The sequence below is a fragment of the Streptomyces sp. NPDC058985 genome (assembly GCF_042740985.1).
Classification (GTDB): Bacteria; Actinomycetota; Actinomycetes; order Streptomycetales; family Streptomycetaceae; genus Streptomyces.
Map to the genome: position 1 here is coordinate 14,135 of NZ_JBHYJX010000044.1, position 18,483 is coordinate 32,617.

The window sequence follows — 18,483 nt, forward strand, 5'->3', positions numbered from 1 at the left end:
CGGGTGCTGTTAGACGCCCTCGGGGAGGCCGGTGCGCGGCTGGTGAAGGGCGTGGTGCTGATCTCGTTCCCGTCCTGCACGATCAGCGTGCAGGACGCGGCGGGGGCGGCTGAGCCACTCGTACGCCCGCGACGGGATGATCATCGGCCACAAGCTGCTGCGGAGGTTCTCGCCGCAGCGCGCGGTGCCCGAGTACGCGCTGCTGCCGGCCCCCACGCGGCTTCCAGCTGGTCGTCCTCGCCACGCCGCGGGCCCGGCTCGCCGGGCTCTCCTGTACGTGGTGACCGGGCGGGGCGAACGCCGGCGGGGGAAGGACGAACCCGGACTAGGCCGGTGCGCCCAGCTCCGCCCACACCCGCTTGCCGGCCACTCCCGGAGTCCGTACGACGCCCCAGTCCAGGCACAGCCGCTGCACGATGAACATGCCGTGTCCGCCGGGGCGTCCGGCGCGGTGCGGTGTGCGGGGCGCCGGCTGGCCGGTACCGCGGTCGGAGACCTCCAGCCGGATCACCTTCTTCTCGCAGGTGATCCGCAGCTCGTCCGGTCCCTCGGCGTGCAGACAGGCGTTGGTGACCAGCTCGGACACCACGAGCAGTACGTCCTCGGCGGCGGCCCGCTGGTCCGCGGTGGCGGAGGGCAGCCAGCCCCACGCGTACAGCGCCTCGCGGGTGAAGTCACGGGCGAGCGGGACGACCCCGCTCGCATCCTCGAAGTTCAGCAGGCGGACCTGGCGCCCGCCCCCTGAGACGGGGCCGGGCGGGGCAGAAGCCGCGGCCCCGGAAGCTGCAGGGGCCGCGGCCGCGGGCACGGGAGCGCCCATCACGGCGGCCTGCCCGGCGGGCCCGCCGCCCTCGGACTCCCCGGTCCCGGGCACGCCCCTCTCGGGCGCCCCGGAAGCGCCACCGGACTCCGGACCGCGGTCGCCCGGCGAGTAGGGCCGGGTGGTGCTCATCAGCGCTTCACCTCACCGATCCACCAGTTCACATTTCAAGTCTTGGACAGGAACGTCGTACAGCCGACTCAGGGTCTCTCCTGCCCGACCGGGCCGTCCGAACACCCCTGTAATCGGCACGAAACGCGGGACAGGGCGAAAACGCCCGTCCCGTGAGGCGCACGCAACCCGCCGACGGCCGGACAAGAACCGGCTCAGTCGGACTCGTCGGCCAGGGCGGCCGCAAGCGTGTCGTGCAGGGTGAAGACCGCTTCGGCCCCCGTGATCTCGAAGACCCGGGCCACCACCGGCTGCATGGCCACCAGATGCACACCGCCCCCCGCGGCCTCCGCCTTCAGCCGCGCGCCGAGCAGGACGTTGAGTCCCGTGGAGTCGCAGAACTCCAGGCGCGAGCAGTCGACGACCAGACGATTGAATCCCTTGGCGAGGCACTCCTCCAGCGGCTCACGCAACAGCTCGGCGGTGTGGTGATCCAACTCACCCGCCGGGGTCACGACGGCGCTGGGGCCCTCTTCCCGTACCTCGACCAGAAGCCGGCCCGACTGGGCACTGCCGACCGTCCCGCGGTCCATGCCGTTTCTCTCTCCCGAGGTCATGACTGCTTGCTGACGACCTCGAACACTACGCCTTCCCAACGCACTCCGACACCCGAACAACCGCACACAAACGGACATAACCGTACAGAACACACTTGCGATCGCCTCGGTAAACCCGGTAGGCCTAGGTGGACACGTAAAACGACACGGCCGGCTTTGGAGGCGCCGCACACCGCAGTGCACGATTTTGGCTTCGGCAGCCGCATGCCGAGAACGATGGAGGACACCATGTCACCCCGGCTCGACGGATCGCGTACCCAAGAAGCGACGTCGACACTCCCTCCGGAACATCTGGATCCCATCGAGAACCCCGACGCCGTCGTCGACCACGACGGCGCACTCGCCGGGCTTCCGGACATCCCCGCGTACGACGAGGTCGCTCCGGCGGACGCCAGGGCCCTTTCCAAGACCCTCTTCGGGCGACTGGAGTCGCTGGAGGAAGGCACCCACGAGTACGCGTACGTACGCAACACGCTCGTCGAGCTGAACCTGGCTCTGGTCAAGTTCGCCGCCTCCCGCTTCCGCTCGCGCAGCGAGCCGATGGAGGACATCATCCAGGTCGGCACGATCGGCCTGATCAAGGCGATCGACCGTTTCGAGATGTCGCGCGGTGTGGAGTTCCCCACGTTCGCGATGCCGACCATCATCGGCGAGATCAAGCGCTTCTTCCGCGACACCTCGTGGTCCGTGCGCGTCCCGCGCCGCCTCCAGGAGCTGCGGCTCGACCTCGCGAAGGCCGGCGACGAGCTGGCCCAGCGGCTCGACCGCGCCCCCACGGTGACCGAGCTGGCCGAGCACCTCGGCCTGACCCGGGACGAGGTCGTCGAGGGCATGGCGGCGTCGAACGCCTACACCGCCTCCTCGCTGGACGCCCAGCCGGAGGAGGACGACGCCGAGGGCGCGCTCGCCGACCGGATCGGCTACGAGGACCACGGGCTCGAGGGCATCGAGTACGTCGAGTCGCTGAAGCCGCTGATCGCCGAGCTGCCCGCCCGGGACCGGAAGATCCTCTCCCTCCGCTTCGTCGCGGGCATGACCCAGTCGGAGATCGGCGAGGAGCTGGGCATCTCCCAGATGCACGTGTCGCGGCTGCTGTCGCGCACGCTCGTGCGGCTGCGCAAGGGGCTCACGGTCGAGGAGTGATCCCCGCCGGGTGACGCTTGTCCTCCAGGGGGCGGTCCGAGAGGTCGGACCGCCCCCTTCGGGCTGCTCAGACCACGCGTACGCCGCGCCGCCAGACCCCGCTGACCAGCGGCACGCCCGGCCGGTAGGCGAGGTGCACGTGGCTCGGTGCGTCCAGGAGCGTCAGGTCGGCGTACGCGCCCGGCGCGAGGCGGCCGACGTCGTCCCGGCGCAGTGCGGCGGCGCCGCCCGCGGTGGCGGACCAGACCGCCTCGTCCGGCGTCATCCCCATGTCCCGCACCGCGAGCGCGACGCAGAACGGCACGGAGGACGTGAAGGACGAGCCGGGGTTGCAGTCGGTGGACAGCGCGACCGTCACCCCCGCGTCGAGCAGGCGCCGGGCGTCCGGCCACTCGGCGCGGGTGGAGAACTCGGCGCCCGGCAGCAGCGTGGCGACCGTGTTCCCGGCCGCCAGGGCGTCCACGTCGGCGTCGGTGAGGTGGGTGCAGTGGTCGGCGCTGGCGGCGTCGAGTTCGACCGCGAGCTGGACGCCCGGGCCGTAGGAGAGCTGGTTGGCGTGGACGCGGGGGTGCAGGCCCCTGGCCCTGCCCGCGGTGAGGATCGCGCGGGCCTGGTCGCCGTCGAAGGCGCCCTTCTCGCAGAACACGTCGATCCAGCGGGCGTGCGGCGCGCAGGCGTCGAGCATCTCGCCGGTGACGAGGGCGACGTAGGCGGCGGGGTCGTCGGCGAGTTCGGGGGCGACGATGTGCGCGCCGAGGAAGGTGACCTCGTCGGTGTGGCGGGCGGCGACGCGCAGGGCGCGGGACTCGTCGGCGGTGGTCAGGCCGTAGCCGGACTTGGTCTCGAAGGTCGTCGTGCCCTGGCGCAGGGCCTCCGCGAGAAAGCGGGTGAGGCCCGCCTCCAGTTCCGCGTCGCTGGCGGCGCGGGTGGCGGCGACGGTGGTGCGGATGCCGCCGGCGCTGTAGGGGCGGCCGGACATGCGGGCGTTGAACTCCTCGGTGCGGTCGCCGCCGAAGAGGAGGTGCGAGTGCGAGTCGACGAAGCCGGGCAGGACCGCCCGGCCCCCGGCGTCGACCCGGTTGTCAGTGGCGGGTGCTTTGCTTGATTCACCGGTCCACGCGACGCGGTCGCCGTCGATGACGACGGCCGCGTCCCGGACCAGCCCGAGCGGGGAGTGGTCGCCGAGGGAGGGGTCGTTGGTGACGAGTGCGGCGATGTTGGTGATGACGGTGCTGGTACTCATGGCGTCCGTGGCGTCCTCGTGGGGGCGGGGGCGGGCGATGGTCGTTACTGGGCGCGCAGGGCTTCGACGGCCCGTGCGAGGGCCTGCGGCACCTCGGGGACGAGGGCGTGCACCCCGTCGCGTACGACGTGCCGTCCGCCCACGATCGTGTGCCGTACGTCCGATGCCGTCGCGGCGAATACGGCCGTCTCGGCGCCGAGCCTGGGCAGCGGCCCCGCCGTCCTGACCGAGTCGAGGGCGATCGTCGCGAGGTCGGCGCGGGCGCCGGTCTCGATCCGGCCGGTGTCGTCCCAGCCGAGGGCGGCGTGGCCGTCGGCGGTGGCGGCGCGCAGCAGTGCGGCGGTGGTCCAGTGGCCGCGGGTGCGGGTGCGCAGGCGCTCGTTCAGCTCCATGGCGCGCGCCTCTTCCAGCAGGTCGACGACGGCGTGGCTGTCGGAGCCGAGGGAGAGGGGCGAGCCCGCCCGCTGGAGGGCGGCCGCGGGGCCGATGCCGTCGGCGAGGTCCCGTTCCGTGGTGGGACACATGCAGGTGCCGGTGCGGCTGCCGCCGAGCAGGGCGATGTCCTCGTCCGTGAGGTGGGTGCTGTGGACGCCGGTGGTCCGCTCCCCCAGCACGCCGTGGTCGGCCAGGAGACGGGTGGGGGTGCGGCCGTGGGCCCGGTGGCAGGCGTCGTTCTCGGCGGTCTGCTCGGACAGGTGCACGTGCAGCGGGGCCCGCCGCTCCCCGGCCCAGCGCGCCACGGTCGCCAGCTGGTCCGCGGGCACGGCCCGTACGGAGTGGATCGCGGCCCCGATCCGTGCGTGATCCCGTTCCTTGAGAAGTGAAGAGCGTTGCGCCCAGGCGTCCGCCGTCCCGTCGGAGAAGCGGCGCTGGTGGGTGTTGGGGGGCTCGCCGAAGCCGGCCGACAGATAGCAGGTGTCCAGGAGGGTGATGCGGATGCCGGCCTCGGCGGCGGCTTCGATCAGCGCCTCGCCCATCGCGTTGAGGTCGGCGTAGGGGGTGCCGCCGGGCGCGTGGTGGACGTAGTGGAACTCGCCGACGGTGGTGATGCCGGCCAGCGCCATCTCGGCGTAGACCGCGCGGGCCAGGTCGCGGTAGGTGTCCGGGGTCAGCCGGTCGGCGACGGAGTACATGACCTCGCGCCAGGTCCAGAAGGTGCCGGAGCCGACCTGGACGGTGCCGCGCAGGGCCCGGTGGAAGGCGTGGCTGTGGGCGTTGGCCAGGCCGGGCAGCGTCAGTCCGCGCAGGATCTCGGCGCCGGGGGGCGGGGTGGGCGTGTCCTGGTGGACGGCGGTGATGCGGCCGTCCACCACCTCTACGGCGACGCCCGGCTCGACATGCGTGCCGAGCCAGGCGTGCTCCAGCCAGTAGGTCCGGGTCCGCTCGGTGGGGGTCACGTGCAGGCCAGCCCTTCCAGTGCGTCGGCGAGTGCGTTCACCCCGGCCACGCAGTCGTCCTCGGCCGCGTACTCGGCCGGGGAGTGCGAGACGCCGGTGGGGTTGCGTACGAACAGCATGGCGGTCGGGATGCGGTCGGAGAGGATTCCGGCGTCGTGTCCGGCGCCGGTGCCGAGCACGGGGACCGTCAGTTCCGTCGCGCCGCCCAGGATGCGGGCGAGTTCGTCGCGCAGGGCGTGGTCGAACTCGACGACGGGCGTGAAGGACTCGCGGACGACGTCGAGGTCGGCTCCGTGGGCCGCGGCGTACTCGCGGGCCGCCCGCTCCACTCCGGAGACCACGGCGTCCAGGCTCCGCTGGTCGGCGGCGCGGGAGTCGAGCCAGCCGCGGACCAGGGACGGGATGGCGTTGACGCCGTTGGGCTCCACACTGATCTTGCCGAAGGTGGCGACGGCCCCCGCGAGTTCGGCCTCGCGGCGGGCGGCGAGGACGGTCTCGGCGTAGGACAGCATCGGGTCGCGGCGGTCGGCGAGGCGGGTGGTGCCGGCGTGGTTGGCCTCGCCCCGGAAGTCGAACCGCCAGCGGCCGTGCGGCCAGATGGCGGAGGCGATGCCGATCCGGTCGCCGGACAGGTCGAGGGCGCGGCCCTGCTCGACGTGGAGTTCGACGAAGGCGCCGATGCGGGCGAGCCGCTCGGGGTCCGGGCCGAGGGCGTCCGGGTCGTAGCCGGCGTCCTCCATGGCCCGCGGGAGGGTGATGCCGTCCCCGTCGGTCAGCCGGTGGGCCTGCTCCGCGGTGAGCAACCCCGCGGTGAGCCGGGAGCCGACGCAGGCGAGGCCGAAGCGGGCGCCCTCCTCGTCGCCGAAGTTGACGATGCCGAGCGGCCTGGTGAACCGTGCTCCCCTCCCGCGCAGTTCGTCCAGGGCGGCGAAGGCGGAGACCACGCCGAGGGGCCCGTCGAAGGCGCCGCCGTCGGGCACGGAGTCCAGGTGGGACCCGGTGACGACGGCGTTCCCGGCGGCCGGGTCACCGAGCCAGGCCCACTGGTTGCCGTTGCGGTCGGTCTCGTAGGCCAGCCCGCGTGCCTCGGCCTGCTCCTGGAACCAGGTGCGGCAGTCGGCGTCGGCGCCCGTCCAGGCGTAGCGGCGGTAGCCGCCGGAGGTGGAGCTGCGGCCCATCGGCAGCAGCTCCGCCCACATGCTGTGGAAGCTCACGCGGCGCCACCCTCGCGGCCCTCGCGCATCGGCACCCGCACGCCCCGCTCCCCGGCGACCGAGTCGGCGATGTCGTACCCGGCGTCGACGTGCCGGATGACGCCCATGCCGGGGTCGTTGGTGAGGACGCGGCGGATCTTCTCCCCGGCGAGTGCGGTGCCGTCGGCGACCGTCACCTGGCCGGCGTGGATGGAGCGGCCCATGCCGACGCCGCCGCCGTGGTGGAGGGAGACCCAGGAGGCGCCGGAGGCCACGTTGACCATGGCGTTGAGCAGCGGCCAGTCGGCGATGGCGTCGGAGCCGTCGAGCATCGACTCGGTCTCGCGGTACGGGGAGGCGACCGAGCCGCAGTCGAGGTGGTCGCGGCCGATGACGACGGGCGCGGCCAGCTCACCGCTGGCGACCATGTCGTTGAAGCGCTCACCGGCCTTGTCGCGCTCGCCGTAGCCGAGCCAGCAGATCCGGGCGGGCAGGCCCTGGAAGTGGACCCGCTCCCCCGCCATCTTGATCCAGCGGGCCAGCGACGCGTTTTGGATGGACTCAGCCTCCGGGAAGAGGTCGAGGATCGCCTTGTCGGTCTTGGCGATGTCGGCGGGGTCGCCGGACAGGGCGGCCCAGCGGAAGGGGCCCTTGCCCTCGCAGAAGAGGGGGCGGATGTAGGCGGGGACGAAGCCGGGGAAGGCGAAGGCCCGGTCGTATCCGGCGAGCTGGGCCTCGCCGCGGATGGAGTTGCCGTAGTCGAAGACCTCGGCTCCGGCGTCCTGGAAGCCGACCATGGCCTCGACGTGCCGGGCCATGGACTCGCGGGCGCGGGTGGTGAAGCCCGCCGGGTCCTTGAGGGCGGCGTCGGCCATGTCCTCGAAGGCGATGCCGGTGGGCAGGTAGGCCAGCGGGTCGTGGGCCGAGGTCTGGTCGGTGACGATGTCGATGGGGGCGCCCATGGCGAGCAGCTGCGGCACGACCTCGGCGGCGTTGCCGAGGACGCCGATGGACAGCGGCTCGCGCCGGTCCCGGGCGTCGGTGGCGAGCTGGAGGGCGTGGTCGAGGGAGTCGGCCCTGACGTCGAGGTAGCGGTGCTCGATGCGGCGGTCGATGGCGCGCGGGTCGCAGTCGACGCAGATCACGACGCCGTCGTTCATCGTCACGGCCAAGGGCTGGGCGCCGCCCATGCCGCCGAGGCCGGCGGTGAGGGTGATGGTCCCGGCGAGGGTGCCGCCGAACCTCTTGGCGGCGACGGCGGCGAAGGTCTCGTAGGTGCCCTGGAGGATGCCCTGGGTGCCGATGTAGATCCAGGAGCCGGCCGTCATCTGCCCGTACATGGTCAGGCCGAGGGCCTCCAGGCGGCGGAACTCCTCCCAGTTGGCCCAGTCGCCGACGAGGTTGGAGTTGGCGATGAGGACGCGCGGGGCCCACTCGTGGGTCTGCATGACGCCGACCGGGCGGCCGGACTGGACGAGCATCGTCTCGTCCTGCTTGAGCCCCTCCAGGGTGCGGACCATGGCGTCGAAGGAGCGCCAGTCGCGGGCCGCTTTGCCCGTGCCACCGTAGACGACGAGCTTGTCGGGGTGCTCCGCCACCTCGGGGTCGAGGTTGTTCTGCAGCATCCGCAGGGCGGCCTCCTGCTGCCATCCCAGGGCACTCGGCGTGGTCCCGCGTGGTGCTCGGACGGGGCGGGGTCCGGACATGGTCTGCCTCCTGGTGGCTTGCTCCCGGCGGATTTGTTGCTACGAATATTCACATACTCGTCGCGTGAATAGAACTAGTCAATACGTTCGTGTCCCGCGCCGGGCGCGTGCGAGTGTTTGGCTGGATGCGTAGGCAGGCTGCGACGACAGGGAGGATCGCGTGAGCGACGGCACGGGCAGGAGCGGTGGCCTCGACGGCGCGGGGACGGAGCGGGCCGTGCGGCGGGACGGGGCGGTGCGGGCCGCCGTGGAGCAGGGGCTGCTCGGGCCGGACGTTCCGATCGTCGGGCTCCTCGACGTCGCCGGGATCCGGGAGTCGGCGGCGGCCCTGCGGGCGGCGTTCGACGCGGTGACGGCGCCCGGTACGCCCGTGCTGCACGCCTTCGCGGTCAAGGCGACCCCGCTGGTCCCGGTGGTTCGGCTGCTGCACGAGGAGGGCATCGGCGTGGAGGTGGCCAGCCCCGGCGAGCTGGCGCTGGCCCGGGCCGCGGGGGTGCCGGCGGAGCGGACGGTGCTGGACTCGCCCGCGAAGACGCCGGCGGAGCTGCGGGAGGCGCTGGAGCTGGGGATCGCGGTGAACGCGGACAACCCCCAGGAGCTGGAGCGCCTCGACGCCCTGGTGAAGGCGCTGCCCGACACCGCCTCACCCCTCGGGATACGGGTGAACCCACAGATCGGCGGAGGTTCCATCGAGGCCCTGTCGACGGCGACCGCGACCTCGAAGTTCGGCGTGGCACTACGGGACGAGGGGGCGCGGGAGTGGGTGGTGAGGGCCTACCTGGACCGGCCGTGGCTGACCCGGCTGCACACGCACACCGGGTCCCAGGGCATCCCGCTCACCCTGATGGCCGAGGGCGTGGCGGCGTCGTACGCCCTCGCCGAGGAGATCAACGAGCGGGCCGGGCGGCAGCAGGTCGACACCCTGGACATCGGCGGCGGGCTGCCGGTGAACTTCGCGTCGGACGAGGAGTCACCCACGTACGCCGAGTACGCGCGCGTACTGCGCGAGACGGTGCCGGGGCTGTTCGACGGGCGGTACGGGCTGGTCACCGAGTTCGGGCGGTCCCTGCTGGCCAAGCACGGCACGGTCGTGGCGCGCGTGGAGTACGCCAAGAGCGCGGGCGGGCGGCCGGTCGCGGTGACGCACGCGGGCGTGCAGGTCGCGACGCGGACGGTGTACGCGCCGGGGGCGTGGCCGCTGCGCATCGCCGCGTACGACGGCAAGGGGTTGCCGAAGGAGGGGCCCGACGTGGTCCAGGACGTGGCGGGACCGGCGTGCTTCGCGGGCGACCTGCTGGCCGTGGGCCGGTCGATGCCGTTGCTGGCGCAGGGGGACTACGCGGCGGCGCTGGACACGGGGGCGTACTACTTCGCGCATCACTACGCGTACAACTCGCTGGCGCGGCCCGGGGTGTACGGGTTCGTCTCCGACGGGGGCGGGGGTGTCTCCTTCGCCACCGTGCGGGAGGAGCAGCGCGTCGAGGAGATCGTGGCCGAGGCGGGTGGGGGACATGCCGACGCGTTGACCGAGGCCGTTCGCCGTGGGGGTTCCGGTCGTTCGTAGGCCACCGGTCCGTCGTGGCCGGTCGCGCCCACGCGGCAAAGCCGCATGATGTCACCGCCCCGCGCCCCTGGTCGGGGCGGTGCGCGCCCCGGGTCAGGCGGGTGCCGGGGACTTGCGCCTCGCGCCGCCCGGGGCCGCGTCGCCTGCCGCGATGCCCGTGCTGCGGTAGGCCCTGACCGTCTTGCCCGCCGGGCGGCCGGTGTTGCCGGCGAGCCAGTCCACGCGGACCCACAGCAGGGCGCCGCCGGACTGTTCACGGCGGCCGATCCAGGCGGACTTGAGCCACAGGCCCGCGCCGCAGCCGGCCATCACCAGTCCGCCCGCGGCGGGCACGGCGAAGGCGCTGCCCAGGGCGGCGAGGAAGGCGAGGAGCAGCCACCAGCGGTGGCCCCGGCGCCAGTTGCGCAGGGTCACCGCGCGGTCCTGGAGTACGTCGTGCCTGCCCGCGCGGGCGGCCGAGCCGGCCAGAGCCGTGTAGCGCCGGCGCCGCGTCCACGCCACGACGGCCGCCGCGACGATGAACAGCGCGGCACCGGCCAGTACGCCGATCCGCCGCCCGGTCAGCCCCGGCAGCAGCACACCGACGCCCGCCGCGAGAAGCCCCAGCCACCACAGCGGTGCGGCTCCCGCCCGTACGACGACGGCGACCCGAGCCAGCCCCACCTGTCCTCCGCGCGCCACGTCCTGCCTCCCGTCCCGTTCCTGCCCGTGCGATACGCCTGAAGGGTGTGTCAGGCGCCGCACTGTAACGGGGCAAGCTGAGACGAGTCTGAGAACGCGTCCGCCGGCCGGGTCACTCCACGAACAGCCCCCGCGCCGCGGCCTTGGTGTCGAACTCCTCCAGCCGGGCCTGCGCGTCCGGCAGGTCGTCGCACATCGCCTCGAGCAGCACCCGGCCGAGGAGCATCGGCGCGCAGGCGGTGTCGAAGGCGAGACCGGTGCCGACGGCGGCGGGCAGCAGCAGGTCGGACACCTTGGCGACCGGCGCGAAGGCGGAGTCGGCGACCGTCACCACCATGAGTCCGGCCTCCTTGGCGTGGGTGAGCGCGTCGACGACCTCACGCGGATGCCGGGGCAGGGCGAAGCAGAGCAGGGCGGTGGCACCGGCCCGGACGGCGGCGTCGACGCGGTCGTGGAGCATCGTGCCGCCCTCGTTGAGCAGCCGGACGTCCGGGTGGACCTTCGCGGCGAAGTAGGCGAAGCCGTGCGCCTGGGCCGCGGCGGCCCGCAGCCCGAGCACCGGCAGCGGCCGGCTCCCGGCGAGCAGGCGGCCGGCCTCCCCCACCGGCCCCGGGTCGGCCAGCACCTCCGCCAGATGACGCAGGTTCTCGATCTCGGCGGCCACCGCCTGCTGGTACTCGTTGCGGGAGGCGGTGCCGGCGTCCGGTTCCGCCGGGGCGACCTCGCGCAGATGGCGGCGGAGCGCCGGGTAGCCGTCGAAGCCGAGCGCGACGGCGAAGCGGGTCACGGACGGCTGGCTGACGCCCGCCAGTTCGGCCAGTTCCACGCTCGACAGGAAGGGCACCTCGGGTGCGCGGCGCACCATGCTGTGCGCGATGCGCCGCTGGGTCGGTGTCAGCCGGTGCCCCTCGAAGAGCGCCTGCAGGCGCGCGGCCGGGCTGTCGGCCCCGTTGGCGCCGTCGGCCGCACCGGTCCCGCTGGTCCCGCTCATGGCGTGCTCCCCCTTGGTCTATTCACCTCGCCCGGTCACTGCATACCGTTATACAGCGAGGCGCCGGGCCATACGATGCCGAGCGCCAGGAGACCGATCGGAACGGGGTTGGAGATGACCGAATTATGGAACGCCGGTACTCCCGGGGTGGTGCGACTGCCCTCCGGGCGGCTGCTTCGGGGGCGCGGGCTCAGGTATGACCTGCCGGAGGGGCAGCCACCGACGTTCGCCGTGCACCTGACGGACCACGAGCCGCCCAGCCCTCCGTGGGAGTCCGTGTGGGTCCCCTGGCGGGACTTCTGGCTCCCCGCCGATCCGGTGGACGCGATGCGCGCTCTCCGCGACGCCCACGACCGCACCCCGGAGGAACGCGTGGAGGTCTGCTGCGGGGGCGGTGTCGGCCGGACCGGTACGGCGCTCTCCGCGATCTGCGTCTTCGAGGGCATGGACCCCGGGGAGGCGGTCAAGTGGGTGCGGCGGAACTATCACCCCCGTGCCGTCGAGGTGCCCTGGCAGCGACGTTTCGTCCGCCAGGTCTTCGCCGCCCGCGCCGCCGGCCCGGAGCAGACGTGACCGTCGGCCTGGTGTCCCCCTCCCGGCCCCACTCCCCGGCCCCCTACGGGTCGTCCCCCGCCGGAAACGGGGGCTATCCCCAGTGCCTCCGCCTCCCCGGCCGCCTACCTTGAGGGGCATGACGGGAATGGACGCGCGGGACGCCGACCTCAAGAAGGAACTCGACGCCACCCTGCAGACCCGCAGGGAGCTGGGCGAGGAGTACGAGTCCGCGCTGGTCGACTCGTTCCTGGAGAAGGTCGACCAGCGCATCGACGGCGCGGTCGAGCGCCGGGTGCGCCGGCAGCTCGCCGAGCAGCAGATGACCACGGCCCGGGAGAGCCGGACGCCGAGGTCCACGGACTCCTTCGGCGAGCGCTTCGGTTTCGGCATCGTCTCACTGGTGCTCGCCGTCCCGCTGTCCGCGATCGGCGGCGGTGTCGCCGACCTCCCCGGCCTGCTGGTCGCCTGGGCGGGCATCGTCGGGGTGAACGTCGTGCAGGCCGCCCGCACCAACCCGGGCCTGTTCGGACGCCGCCGCACCCGGCGGGAGGACGCCTGGGAGGACTGACGGCAGGGCCGTCGGAAGTCTGCGCGGGGACCGCCGGCACCCCCATCACTGGGGGGCGGGACGACGGCGGTCCCCGCGGGGGACGCGCGGTGCCGGGCCTCACGGCCGGGGCGGCGCGTCCGTGGCGTCCTAGGAGGTCCGGGAGCCGCTCCGGAAGGTCCGTGACGCCGTTCGGCGCCGGCCGGACCGGGGAGCCGCTCCCAGTCCCGCCGACACCGCATACTCTGCCGGTCGCGTGTTAAGCGACTGCTGCGCGCACGTGACGCGCGCGTACCACTTCCGCGAAGTCCACGAAGATCGCGGAGCGGTCCAAGTCGGCGCTGCGCACCGGGCGTTCACCCGGCGGCCACCGCGGTTCTACTTCCCGCGGGCCAGGAAGGACAGCAGGTCCTGACGGCTCACCACGCCGGTGGGCTTGCCCTCGACGAGGACGATCGCCGCGTCGGCACGGCCGAGCACCGACATCAGGTCCTCGACCGGCTCCCCGGAGCCGACCTGCGGCAGCGGGGCGGACATGTGCTTCTCCAGCGGGTCGTCCAGCGAGGCGCGCTTGGTGAACAGGGCGCCCAGCAGCTCGCGTTCCACGACCGAGCCGACGACCTCGGCGGCCATCACGTCCGGGTGGCCGGCGCCGGGCTTGACGATGGGCATCTGCGAGACGCCGTACTCGCGCAGCACCTCGATGGCCTGACCGACCGTCTCGTCCGGGTGCATGTGGACGAGGGAGGGGATGGCGTCGCCCTCCTTGTGGTTCAGGACGTCGGCGACGCGGGCGCTGGGGCCGGCGTCCTCCAGGAAGCCGTAGTCGGCCATCCACTCGTCGTTGAAGATCTTGCTGAGGTAGCCGCGTCCGCTGTCCGGCAGCAGGACGACCACCACGTCGTCCTCGCCGAGCCGCGCCGCCACCTCGAGCGCCGCGACGACCGCCATGCCGCAGGAGCCACCCACCAGCAGGCCCTCCTCCTTGGCGAGGCGGCGGGTCATCTGGAAGGAGTCCTTGTCGGAGACGGGGACGATCTCGTCGGCGACGTTCCGGTCGTACGCGGTCGGCCAGAAGTCCTCGCCGACGCCCTCGACCAGGTACGGCCGTCCGGAACCGCCCGAGTAGACCGAGCCCTCGGGGTCGGCGCCGATCACCTGCACGGCACCGTCGCTGATCTCCTTCAGGTACCGGCCGGTGCCGGAGATGGTCCCGCCGGTGCCGACACCGGCCACGAAGTGGGTGAGCTTCCCCGCGGTCTGCTCCCACAGCTCGGGGCCCGTGGAGTGGTAGTGGGAGAGCGGGTTGTGCGGGTTGGAGTACTGGTCCGGCTTCCAGGCGCCCGGCGTCTCGCGGACCAGCCGGTCGGAGACGTTGTAGTACGAGTCCGGGTGCTCGGGGTCGACCGCGGTCGGGCAGACGACGACCTCGGCGCCGTACGCGCGCAGGACGTTGATCTTGTCGGTGGACACCTTGTCAGGGCAGACGAAGACGCACTTGTAACCCTTCTGCTGGGCCACGATCGCGAGGCCCACGCCGGTGTTGCCGCTGGTGGGCTCGACGATCGTGCCCCCGGGCTGCAGCTCTCCGCTCTTCTCGGCGGCCTCGATCATGCGCAGGGCGATGCGGTCCTTCACCGAGCCGCCCGGGTTGAAGTACTCCACCTTGGCCAGGACGGTCGCCCTGATGCCCTTGGTCACGCTGTTGAGCCGCACCAGCGGGGTGTTGCCGACGAGGCTGATCATCGAGTCGTGGAAATGCACCGTGGTCTCCGGATGCCGCAAAGGATGGGTCGTTTATCGGTCCGGCCAGCCTATGGCCTGCCCGGCCCGTGCACCCGCCCGTGCCACGTGACGGTCGTTCACTCCCCGTTGAGATTGGGCGACCGTCCGTACGGGGCAAGGAGTGGGTGTACGGGTTGGAGGAGGTGGCGGCGACGTATGACGAGCATGTCCAGAGCGAGGGTGGCGCGCCGGATCGCGACGGGAGCGGCCTACGGAGGCGGCGGCATCGGGCTGGCCGGTGCGGCCGCGGTCGGCCTGCTGCTGGCGGAGGTGCAGCTGGCCAGGCGCCGGGTGGGCATCGGCACGCCCGACCGGGTGCCGAACGCGCAGGGGCTGTACGGGAACGGCCTGCCGACGGCCGGTGAGCCGCCGCTGCGCCTGATGATGCTGGGCGATTCCACGGCCGCCGGGCAGGGTGTGCACCGGGCCGGCCAGACACCGGGCGCACTGCTGGCCTCGGGGCTGGCGGCGGTGGCCGAGCGGCCGGTGGACCTGGGTTCGGTCGCGGCGCCCGGGGCGTGTTCGGACGACCTGGACCGGCAGGTGGCGCTGGTGCTCGCGGATCACGGCCGGGTGCCCGACATCTGCGTGATCATGATCGGCGCCAATGACGTCACCCACCGGATGCCGGCGACCCAGTCGGTCCGGCACCTGTCGGCGGCGGTACGGCGGCTGCGCACGGCCGGCGCGGAGGTGGTGGTCGGCACCTGCCCGGACCTGGGCACGATCGAGCGGGTGCGGCAGCCGCTGCGCTGGGTGGCCCGGCGCACCTCGCGGCAGCTGGCGGCGGCGCAGACCATCGGCGTCGTGGAGCAGGGCGGGCGCACGGTGTCGCTGGGCGATCTGCTGGGCCCGGAGTTCGCGCAGAACCCGCGGGAGCTGTTCGGCCCCGACAACTACCACCCCTCCGCCGAGGGGTACGCCACGGCCGCGATGGCCGTCCTGCCGTCGGTGTGCGCCGCGCTCGGCCTGTGGCCGGCCGAGGAGGAGCACCCCGACGCCCTGCGCCGCGAGGGCTTCCTGCCGGTGGCCCGGGCGGCGGCGGAAGCGGCGTCCGAGGCCGGCACGGAGGTCGCGGCGGCGATGCCGACGGGGCCCCGGGGGCCGTGGGCCCTGCTGAAACGGCGTCGCCGGCGCCGGGTCTCGGAGGCAGAACCCGCACCGTCGGCTCAGCCGAGGTAGGGGCGGGGTGCCGCTGCGGCGGTCTCTTTCAGCCCGTCCGGCGTTTGAGGACGAGGCCGTCCAGGCCGATGGGGGGTCTGGGGGCGCAGCCCCCAGGTCGACGGCCACCAGGACACCCCGCACCAAGAACCCGCCCCACCGCCGGAGGCAAAAGCAAGCGCTTAGAAAGTTGCGGTCCATGTCACACCCCCGCACCCGTGACCCAGGCCATACGTCCGGGTAACTTCCCCAGCAGCCGCCCAACGCCTCTCCACTGGAGCCGTGATGCCCGAAGCCGTGATCGTTTCTGCCGCCCGCTCCCCCATCGGCCGCGCCTTCAAGGGCTCCCTCAAGGATCTGCGCCCCGACGACCTGGCCGCCACGATCATCCAGGCCGCGCTCGCCAAGGTTCCGGAACTGGACCCCCGTGACATCGACGACCTGATGCTCGGCTGCGGCCTGCCCGGCGGCGAGCAGGGCAACAACCTCGGCCGGATCGTCGCCGTCGAGATGGGCATGGACCACCTGCCGGGCTGCACCGTCACCCGGTACTGCTCCTCGTCCCTGCAGACCTCCCGCATGGCCCTGCACGCCATCAAGGCCGGCGAGGGCGACGTCTTCATCTCGGCCGGCGTCGAGACGGTCTCCCGGTTCGCCAAGGGCAACTCCGACAGCCTGCCGGACACGCGCAATCCGCTGTTCGCCGAGGCGGAGGCCCGTACCGCCGCCGTCGCCGAGCAGGAGGGCACCACCTGGCACGACCCGCGCGAGGACGGCCTGGTCCCCGACCCGTACATCGCGATGGGCCAGACCGCCGAGAACCTCGCCCGCTCCAAGGGCGTCACCCGGCAGGACATGGACGAGTTCGGCGTCCGCTCCCAGAACCTCGCCGAGGAAGCCATCAAGAACGGCTTCTGGGAGCGCGAGATCACCCCGGTGACCCTCCCCGACGGCACCGTCGTCGCCAAGGACGACGGCCCCCGCGCCGGCGTCACCCTGGAGGGCGTGCAGGGCCTGAAGCCGGTGTTCCGCCCCGACGGGCTGGTCACCGCCGGCAACTGCTGCCCGCTCAACGACGGCGCCGCCGCCCTCGTGATCATGAGCGACACCAAGGCCCGCGAGCTGGGCCTGACCCCGCTCGCCCGCATCGTCTCCACCGGCGTCTCCGGCCTCTCCCCCGAGATCATGGGCCTGGGCCCAGTCGAGGCCAGCAAGCAGGCGCTGTCCCGCGCCGGGCTGGGCATCGGCGACATCGACCTGGTCGAGATCAACGAGGCGTTCGCCGCGCAGGTCATCCCCTCCTACCGCGACCTCGGCATCCCGCTGGAGAAGCTGAACGTCAACGGCGGCGCCATCGCCGTCGGCCACCCCTTCGGCATGACCGGCGCCCGCATCACCGGCACGCTCATCAACTCCCTCCAGTGGCACGACAAGCAGTTCGGCCTGGAGACGATGTGCGTCGGCGGCGGCCAGGGCATGGCGATGGTCATCGAGCGCCTGAGCTGACCGCCTTCCGGGCGGGTGACTGAAAGACTGTCAGTAGCGCCCGGGGGACCCTGTGTGACACCACGGCCCGGGACCCTGTGACCACAGGGTTCTGGGCCGTTTTGTGACCCAATCTCCCCCAGGATGTGACCTACCTCTCCCGCCCCCTTGATTTACGCAGGTCAGACCAGCCACACCCCTCCCTTCCGGGCCCAAAGTCCTGTCCGTTTCGTGACGTTACGCACTGACAGACGGTTAGTCCTCCCTTCAAGCTGATGTAGGAAGTCGGGGGTCGACTTTGAACCGGGAGTACGTCAGTGAGCGCCATGCCGATCGCCCTGCTGCTCACCACGGCCGCCACCGGCGCCGTGGGCGTCGCCGTCCTGCGCAGCGTTCTGGTGCTGCGCCGGCAGGTGACCGCCCTGCGCGCGGAGCTGGCCGAGAGCCGGGCCACCGCAACGCGGGGCCGCGTGCCGGCCGCCCGCACCACCGCCGACGCCGAGGAGATACGCGCCGCCGTCGCGGAGGCGCTCGCCGAGGAGCGAGAGCGGGAACTCGCCGAGGCGAGGGCCTTCTGGGCCGCCCAGGAGTCGCGGGACGCGTCCGACGCGCCGCTGCTGCTCGGGCTGACCGACAGTGAGCTGTTCCTGCCCCGCCAGGCCGACCTCGTGGGCCTGGAGCCCGTGATCGAGCCGGTCGCGGACAGCGATGAGCCGTCCGCGCAGGACCACGGTGGCCCGAGGGACTCCGCCGAGCTGGCCGCCGCGCGCCGCCGGCACCCCTCGCACCCGGACTTCGTTCCGAACCCGGCACCGGCCGTGAACGACCACGAGCGGACCGTCGCCACCCTGGAGGGGCTGGCCGAGTCGGGCGTCACCCTCGCGGACGTCCGTCCGGGGCCCCTGGGCACCCTCGACGTGTACGTCTTCTCCGACGGCACCACCCTGTGCATGACCCCGGGCCACCGCGAGACCGCGGAGCGCCTGGCGGACGCGCTGGGCGCCGGCCAGACGCCGTACCTCCTCGGCGGCTCGGGGATCTCCGGCGCCTACACGCTGACCTTCGCGTGCGGCGAGGAGAACGTGTACATCCTGGCGGACCGGGTCATCGCGTCCCTCTAGTGCCCCGGCGGCCTGCCCCGGCCTTCCCCGGGACGCTAGACCCCGGCGCGCTTGCGGGCCTCCTCCACCAGCCCCGCCGCTTCTTCCACCTGGCCCTCGTCCGTCAGTACGAGGGCCAAGTCGTGTGCGGCGACGGCGATCTGGTCGGCGGCCGCGAACATGCCCGCGTCGGGCATCAGGCGGGGCTCGGCCCCCGGTTCCTCGATCAGCTGGGCGCGCCGGGCCAGCTCCCTGGCCAGCTCCAGCGCTTCGGCGGCGGCACCGCGCTGGAGTCTGCTCTGCGGGGCGGCCCGCAGCCGGTCGGCGAAGTCGTCCACGGCACGGGTCAAAGGCGTCGTATCAACCACGGCGCGAGCGTACGCG

General features: G+C 73.0%; 17 protein-coding genes. 7 read left to right on the forward strand and 10 right to left on the reverse strand.

The genetic code is table 11. The annotated features are described in order from the left end of the window. Positions 1–325: 325 nt before the first annotated feature. Positions 326–952, reverse strand: coding sequence for an ATP-binding protein (locus ACFW01_RS30255; RefSeq protein ID WP_234961077.1), 627 nt, complete (start codon positions 950–952; stop codon positions 326–328). A gap of 194 nt (positions 953–1,146) precedes the next feature. Further along, positions 1,147–1,524, reverse strand: a complete 378-nt coding sequence (locus tag ACFW01_RS30260; protein ID WP_125491375.1) for an STAS domain-containing protein — start codon at positions 1,522–1,524, stop codon at positions 1,147–1,149. Positions 1,525–1,764: 240 nt separating this feature from the next. Between ACFW01_RS30260 and ACFW01_RS30265 the strand changes: the two genes are divergently transcribed. After that, a complete protein-coding gene (locus ACFW01_RS30265; protein WP_234961115.1) occupies positions 1,765–2,691 on the forward strand; it encodes an RNA polymerase sigma factor SigF in 927 nt (308 codons plus the stop codon). A gap of 67 nt (positions 2,692–2,758) precedes the next feature. On the opposite strand, the gene hutI is transcribed toward ACFW01_RS30265, so the two are convergent. Genes hutI through hutU form a run of 4 tightly spaced genes read right to left on the reverse strand, consistent with a single transcriptional unit; the run spans position 2,759 to position 8,230 of the window. Further along, a complete protein-coding gene (gene hutI, locus ACFW01_RS30270; protein WP_234961078.1) occupies positions 2,759–3,934 on the reverse strand; it encodes an imidazolonepropionase in 1,176 nt (391 codons plus the stop codon). A 44-nt stretch (positions 3,935–3,978) separates the two neighbouring features. Continuing rightward, complete coding sequence (locus ACFW01_RS30275; RefSeq protein ID WP_384508935.1) at positions 3,979–5,331, reverse strand: formimidoylglutamate deiminase; 1,353 nt, start codon at positions 5,329–5,331, stop codon at positions 3,979–3,981. Beyond that, positions 5,328–6,545, reverse strand: a complete 1,218-nt coding sequence (locus tag ACFW01_RS30280; protein ID WP_384508938.1) for an allantoate amidohydrolase — start codon at positions 6,543–6,545, stop codon at positions 5,328–5,330. The genes ACFW01_RS30275 and ACFW01_RS30280 overlap by 4 nt, the downstream gene beginning before the upstream one ends. Beyond that, positions 6,542–8,230: a urocanate hydratase gene (gene hutU, locus ACFW01_RS30285; RefSeq protein WP_384508941.1), complete on the reverse strand. Its 1,689-nt coding sequence runs from the start codon at positions 8,228–8,230 to the stop codon at positions 6,542–6,544. The genes ACFW01_RS30280 and hutU overlap by 4 nt, the downstream gene beginning before the upstream one ends. Before the next feature lie 160 nt (positions 8,231–8,390). Between hutU and ACFW01_RS30290 the strand changes: the two genes are divergently transcribed. Beyond that, the gene (locus ACFW01_RS30290; RefSeq protein ID WP_234961082.1) at positions 8,391–9,794 is read left to right on the forward strand and encodes a diaminopimelate decarboxylase; all 1,404 of its coding nucleotides are present in this window, start codon (positions 8,391–8,393) and stop codon (positions 9,792–9,794) included. Between the two features lie 93 nt (positions 9,795–9,887). On the opposite strand, the gene ACFW01_RS30295 is transcribed toward ACFW01_RS30290, so the two are convergent. Together ACFW01_RS30295 and ACFW01_RS30300 are read right to left on the reverse strand one after the other, a co-directional pair. Beyond that, complete coding sequence (locus ACFW01_RS30295; protein ID WP_384508944.1) at positions 9,888–10,475, reverse strand: hypothetical protein; 588 nt, start codon at positions 10,473–10,475, stop codon at positions 9,888–9,890. Between the two features lie 112 nt (positions 10,476–10,587). Then, positions 10,588–11,466 carry a MurR/RpiR family transcriptional regulator gene (locus ACFW01_RS30300; RefSeq protein WP_384508947.1) on the reverse strand — a complete coding sequence of 293 codons (879 nt, stop codon included), beginning with the start codon at positions 11,464–11,466 and terminating at the stop codon, positions 10,588–10,590. Positions 11,467–11,580: 114 nt separating this feature from the next. Between ACFW01_RS30300 and ACFW01_RS30305 the strand changes: the two genes are divergently transcribed. After that, positions 11,581–12,039: a protein-tyrosine phosphatase family protein gene (locus ACFW01_RS30305; protein WP_384508950.1), complete on the forward strand. Its 459-nt coding sequence runs from the start codon at positions 11,581–11,583 to the stop codon at positions 12,037–12,039. 127 nt (positions 12,040–12,166) lie between these two features. After that, complete coding sequence (locus ACFW01_RS30310; RefSeq protein WP_234961116.1) at positions 12,167–12,589, forward strand: hypothetical protein; 423 nt, start codon at positions 12,167–12,169, stop codon at positions 12,587–12,589. A 357-nt stretch (positions 12,590–12,946) separates the two neighbouring features. On the opposite strand, the gene ACFW01_RS30315 is transcribed toward ACFW01_RS30310, so the two are convergent. Continuing rightward, complete coding sequence (locus ACFW01_RS30315; protein ID WP_384508953.1) at positions 12,947–14,332, reverse strand: cystathionine beta-synthase; 1,386 nt, start codon at positions 14,330–14,332, stop codon at positions 12,947–12,949. 177 nt (positions 14,333–14,509) lie between these two features. Between ACFW01_RS30315 and ACFW01_RS30320 the strand changes: the two genes are divergently transcribed. The 3 genes from ACFW01_RS30320 to ACFW01_RS30330 all read left to right on the forward strand — a co-directional run bounded on the left by ACFW01_RS30320 (position 14,510) and on the right by ACFW01_RS30330 (position 18,120). Continuing rightward, positions 14,510–15,535 (forward strand): SGNH/GDSL hydrolase family protein, encoded by a 1,026-nt coding sequence (locus tag ACFW01_RS30320; RefSeq protein WP_234961087.1) that lies wholly within the window; start codon positions 14,510–14,512, stop codon positions 15,533–15,535. Between the two features lie 264 nt (positions 15,536–15,799). Then, positions 15,800–17,020 carry an acetyl-CoA C-acetyltransferase gene (locus ACFW01_RS30325; protein WP_234961088.1) on the forward strand — a complete coding sequence of 407 codons (1,221 nt, stop codon included), beginning with the start codon at positions 15,800–15,802 and terminating at the stop codon, positions 17,018–17,020. A gap of 296 nt (positions 17,021–17,316) precedes the next feature. Further along, on the forward strand, positions 17,317–18,120 hold the full coding sequence (locus ACFW01_RS30330; protein WP_234961089.1) for a hypothetical protein: 804 nt from the start codon (positions 17,317–17,319) through the stop codon (positions 18,118–18,120). A 35-nt stretch (positions 18,121–18,155) separates the two neighbouring features. Here ACFW01_RS30330 and ACFW01_RS30335 read toward each other — a convergent pair whose 3' ends face one another. Continuing rightward, a complete protein-coding gene (locus tag ACFW01_RS30335) occupies positions 18,156–18,467 on the reverse strand; it encodes a hypothetical protein (protein ID WP_234961090.1) in 312 nt (103 codons plus the stop codon). Between the last annotated feature and the right edge of the window lie 16 nt (positions 18,468–18,483).

Excerpts from the sequence above, each read along its gene's own strand:
- ACFW01_RS30255 (WP_234961077.1), bottom strand. The coding sequence starts at position 952 with ATGAGCACCACCCGGCCCTACTCGCCGGGCGACCGCGGTCCGGAGTCC.
- ACFW01_RS30260 (WP_125491375.1), bottom strand. The coding sequence starts at position 1,524 with ATGGACCGCGGGACGGTCGGCAGTGCCCAGTCGGGCCGGCTTCTGGTC.
- ACFW01_RS30265 (WP_234961115.1), top strand. The coding sequence starts at position 1,765 with ATGGAGGACACCATGTCACCCCGGCTCGACGGATCGCGTACCCAAGAA.
- hutI (WP_234961078.1), bottom strand. The coding sequence starts at position 3,934 with ATGAGTACCAGCACCGTCATCACCAACATCGCCGCACTCGTCACCAAC.
- hutU (WP_384508941.1), bottom strand. The coding sequence starts at position 8,230 with ATGTCCGGACCCCGCCCCGTCCGAGCACCACGCGGGACCACGCCGAGT.
- ACFW01_RS30300 (WP_384508947.1), bottom strand. The coding sequence starts at position 11,466 with ATGAGCGGGACCAGCGGGACCGGTGCGGCCGACGGCGCCAACGGGGCC.
- ACFW01_RS30305 (WP_384508950.1), top strand. The coding sequence starts at position 11,581 with ATGACCGAATTATGGAACGCCGGTACTCCCGGGGTGGTGCGACTGCCC.
- ACFW01_RS30310 (WP_234961116.1), top strand. The coding sequence starts at position 12,167 with ATGGACGCGCGGGACGCCGACCTCAAGAAGGAACTCGACGCCACCCTG.
- ACFW01_RS30320 (WP_234961087.1), top strand. The coding sequence starts at position 14,510 with ATGACGAGCATGTCCAGAGCGAGGGTGGCGCGCCGGATCGCGACGGGA.
- ACFW01_RS30325 (WP_234961088.1), top strand. The coding sequence starts at position 15,800 with ATGCCCGAAGCCGTGATCGTTTCTGCCGCCCGCTCCCCCATCGGCCGC.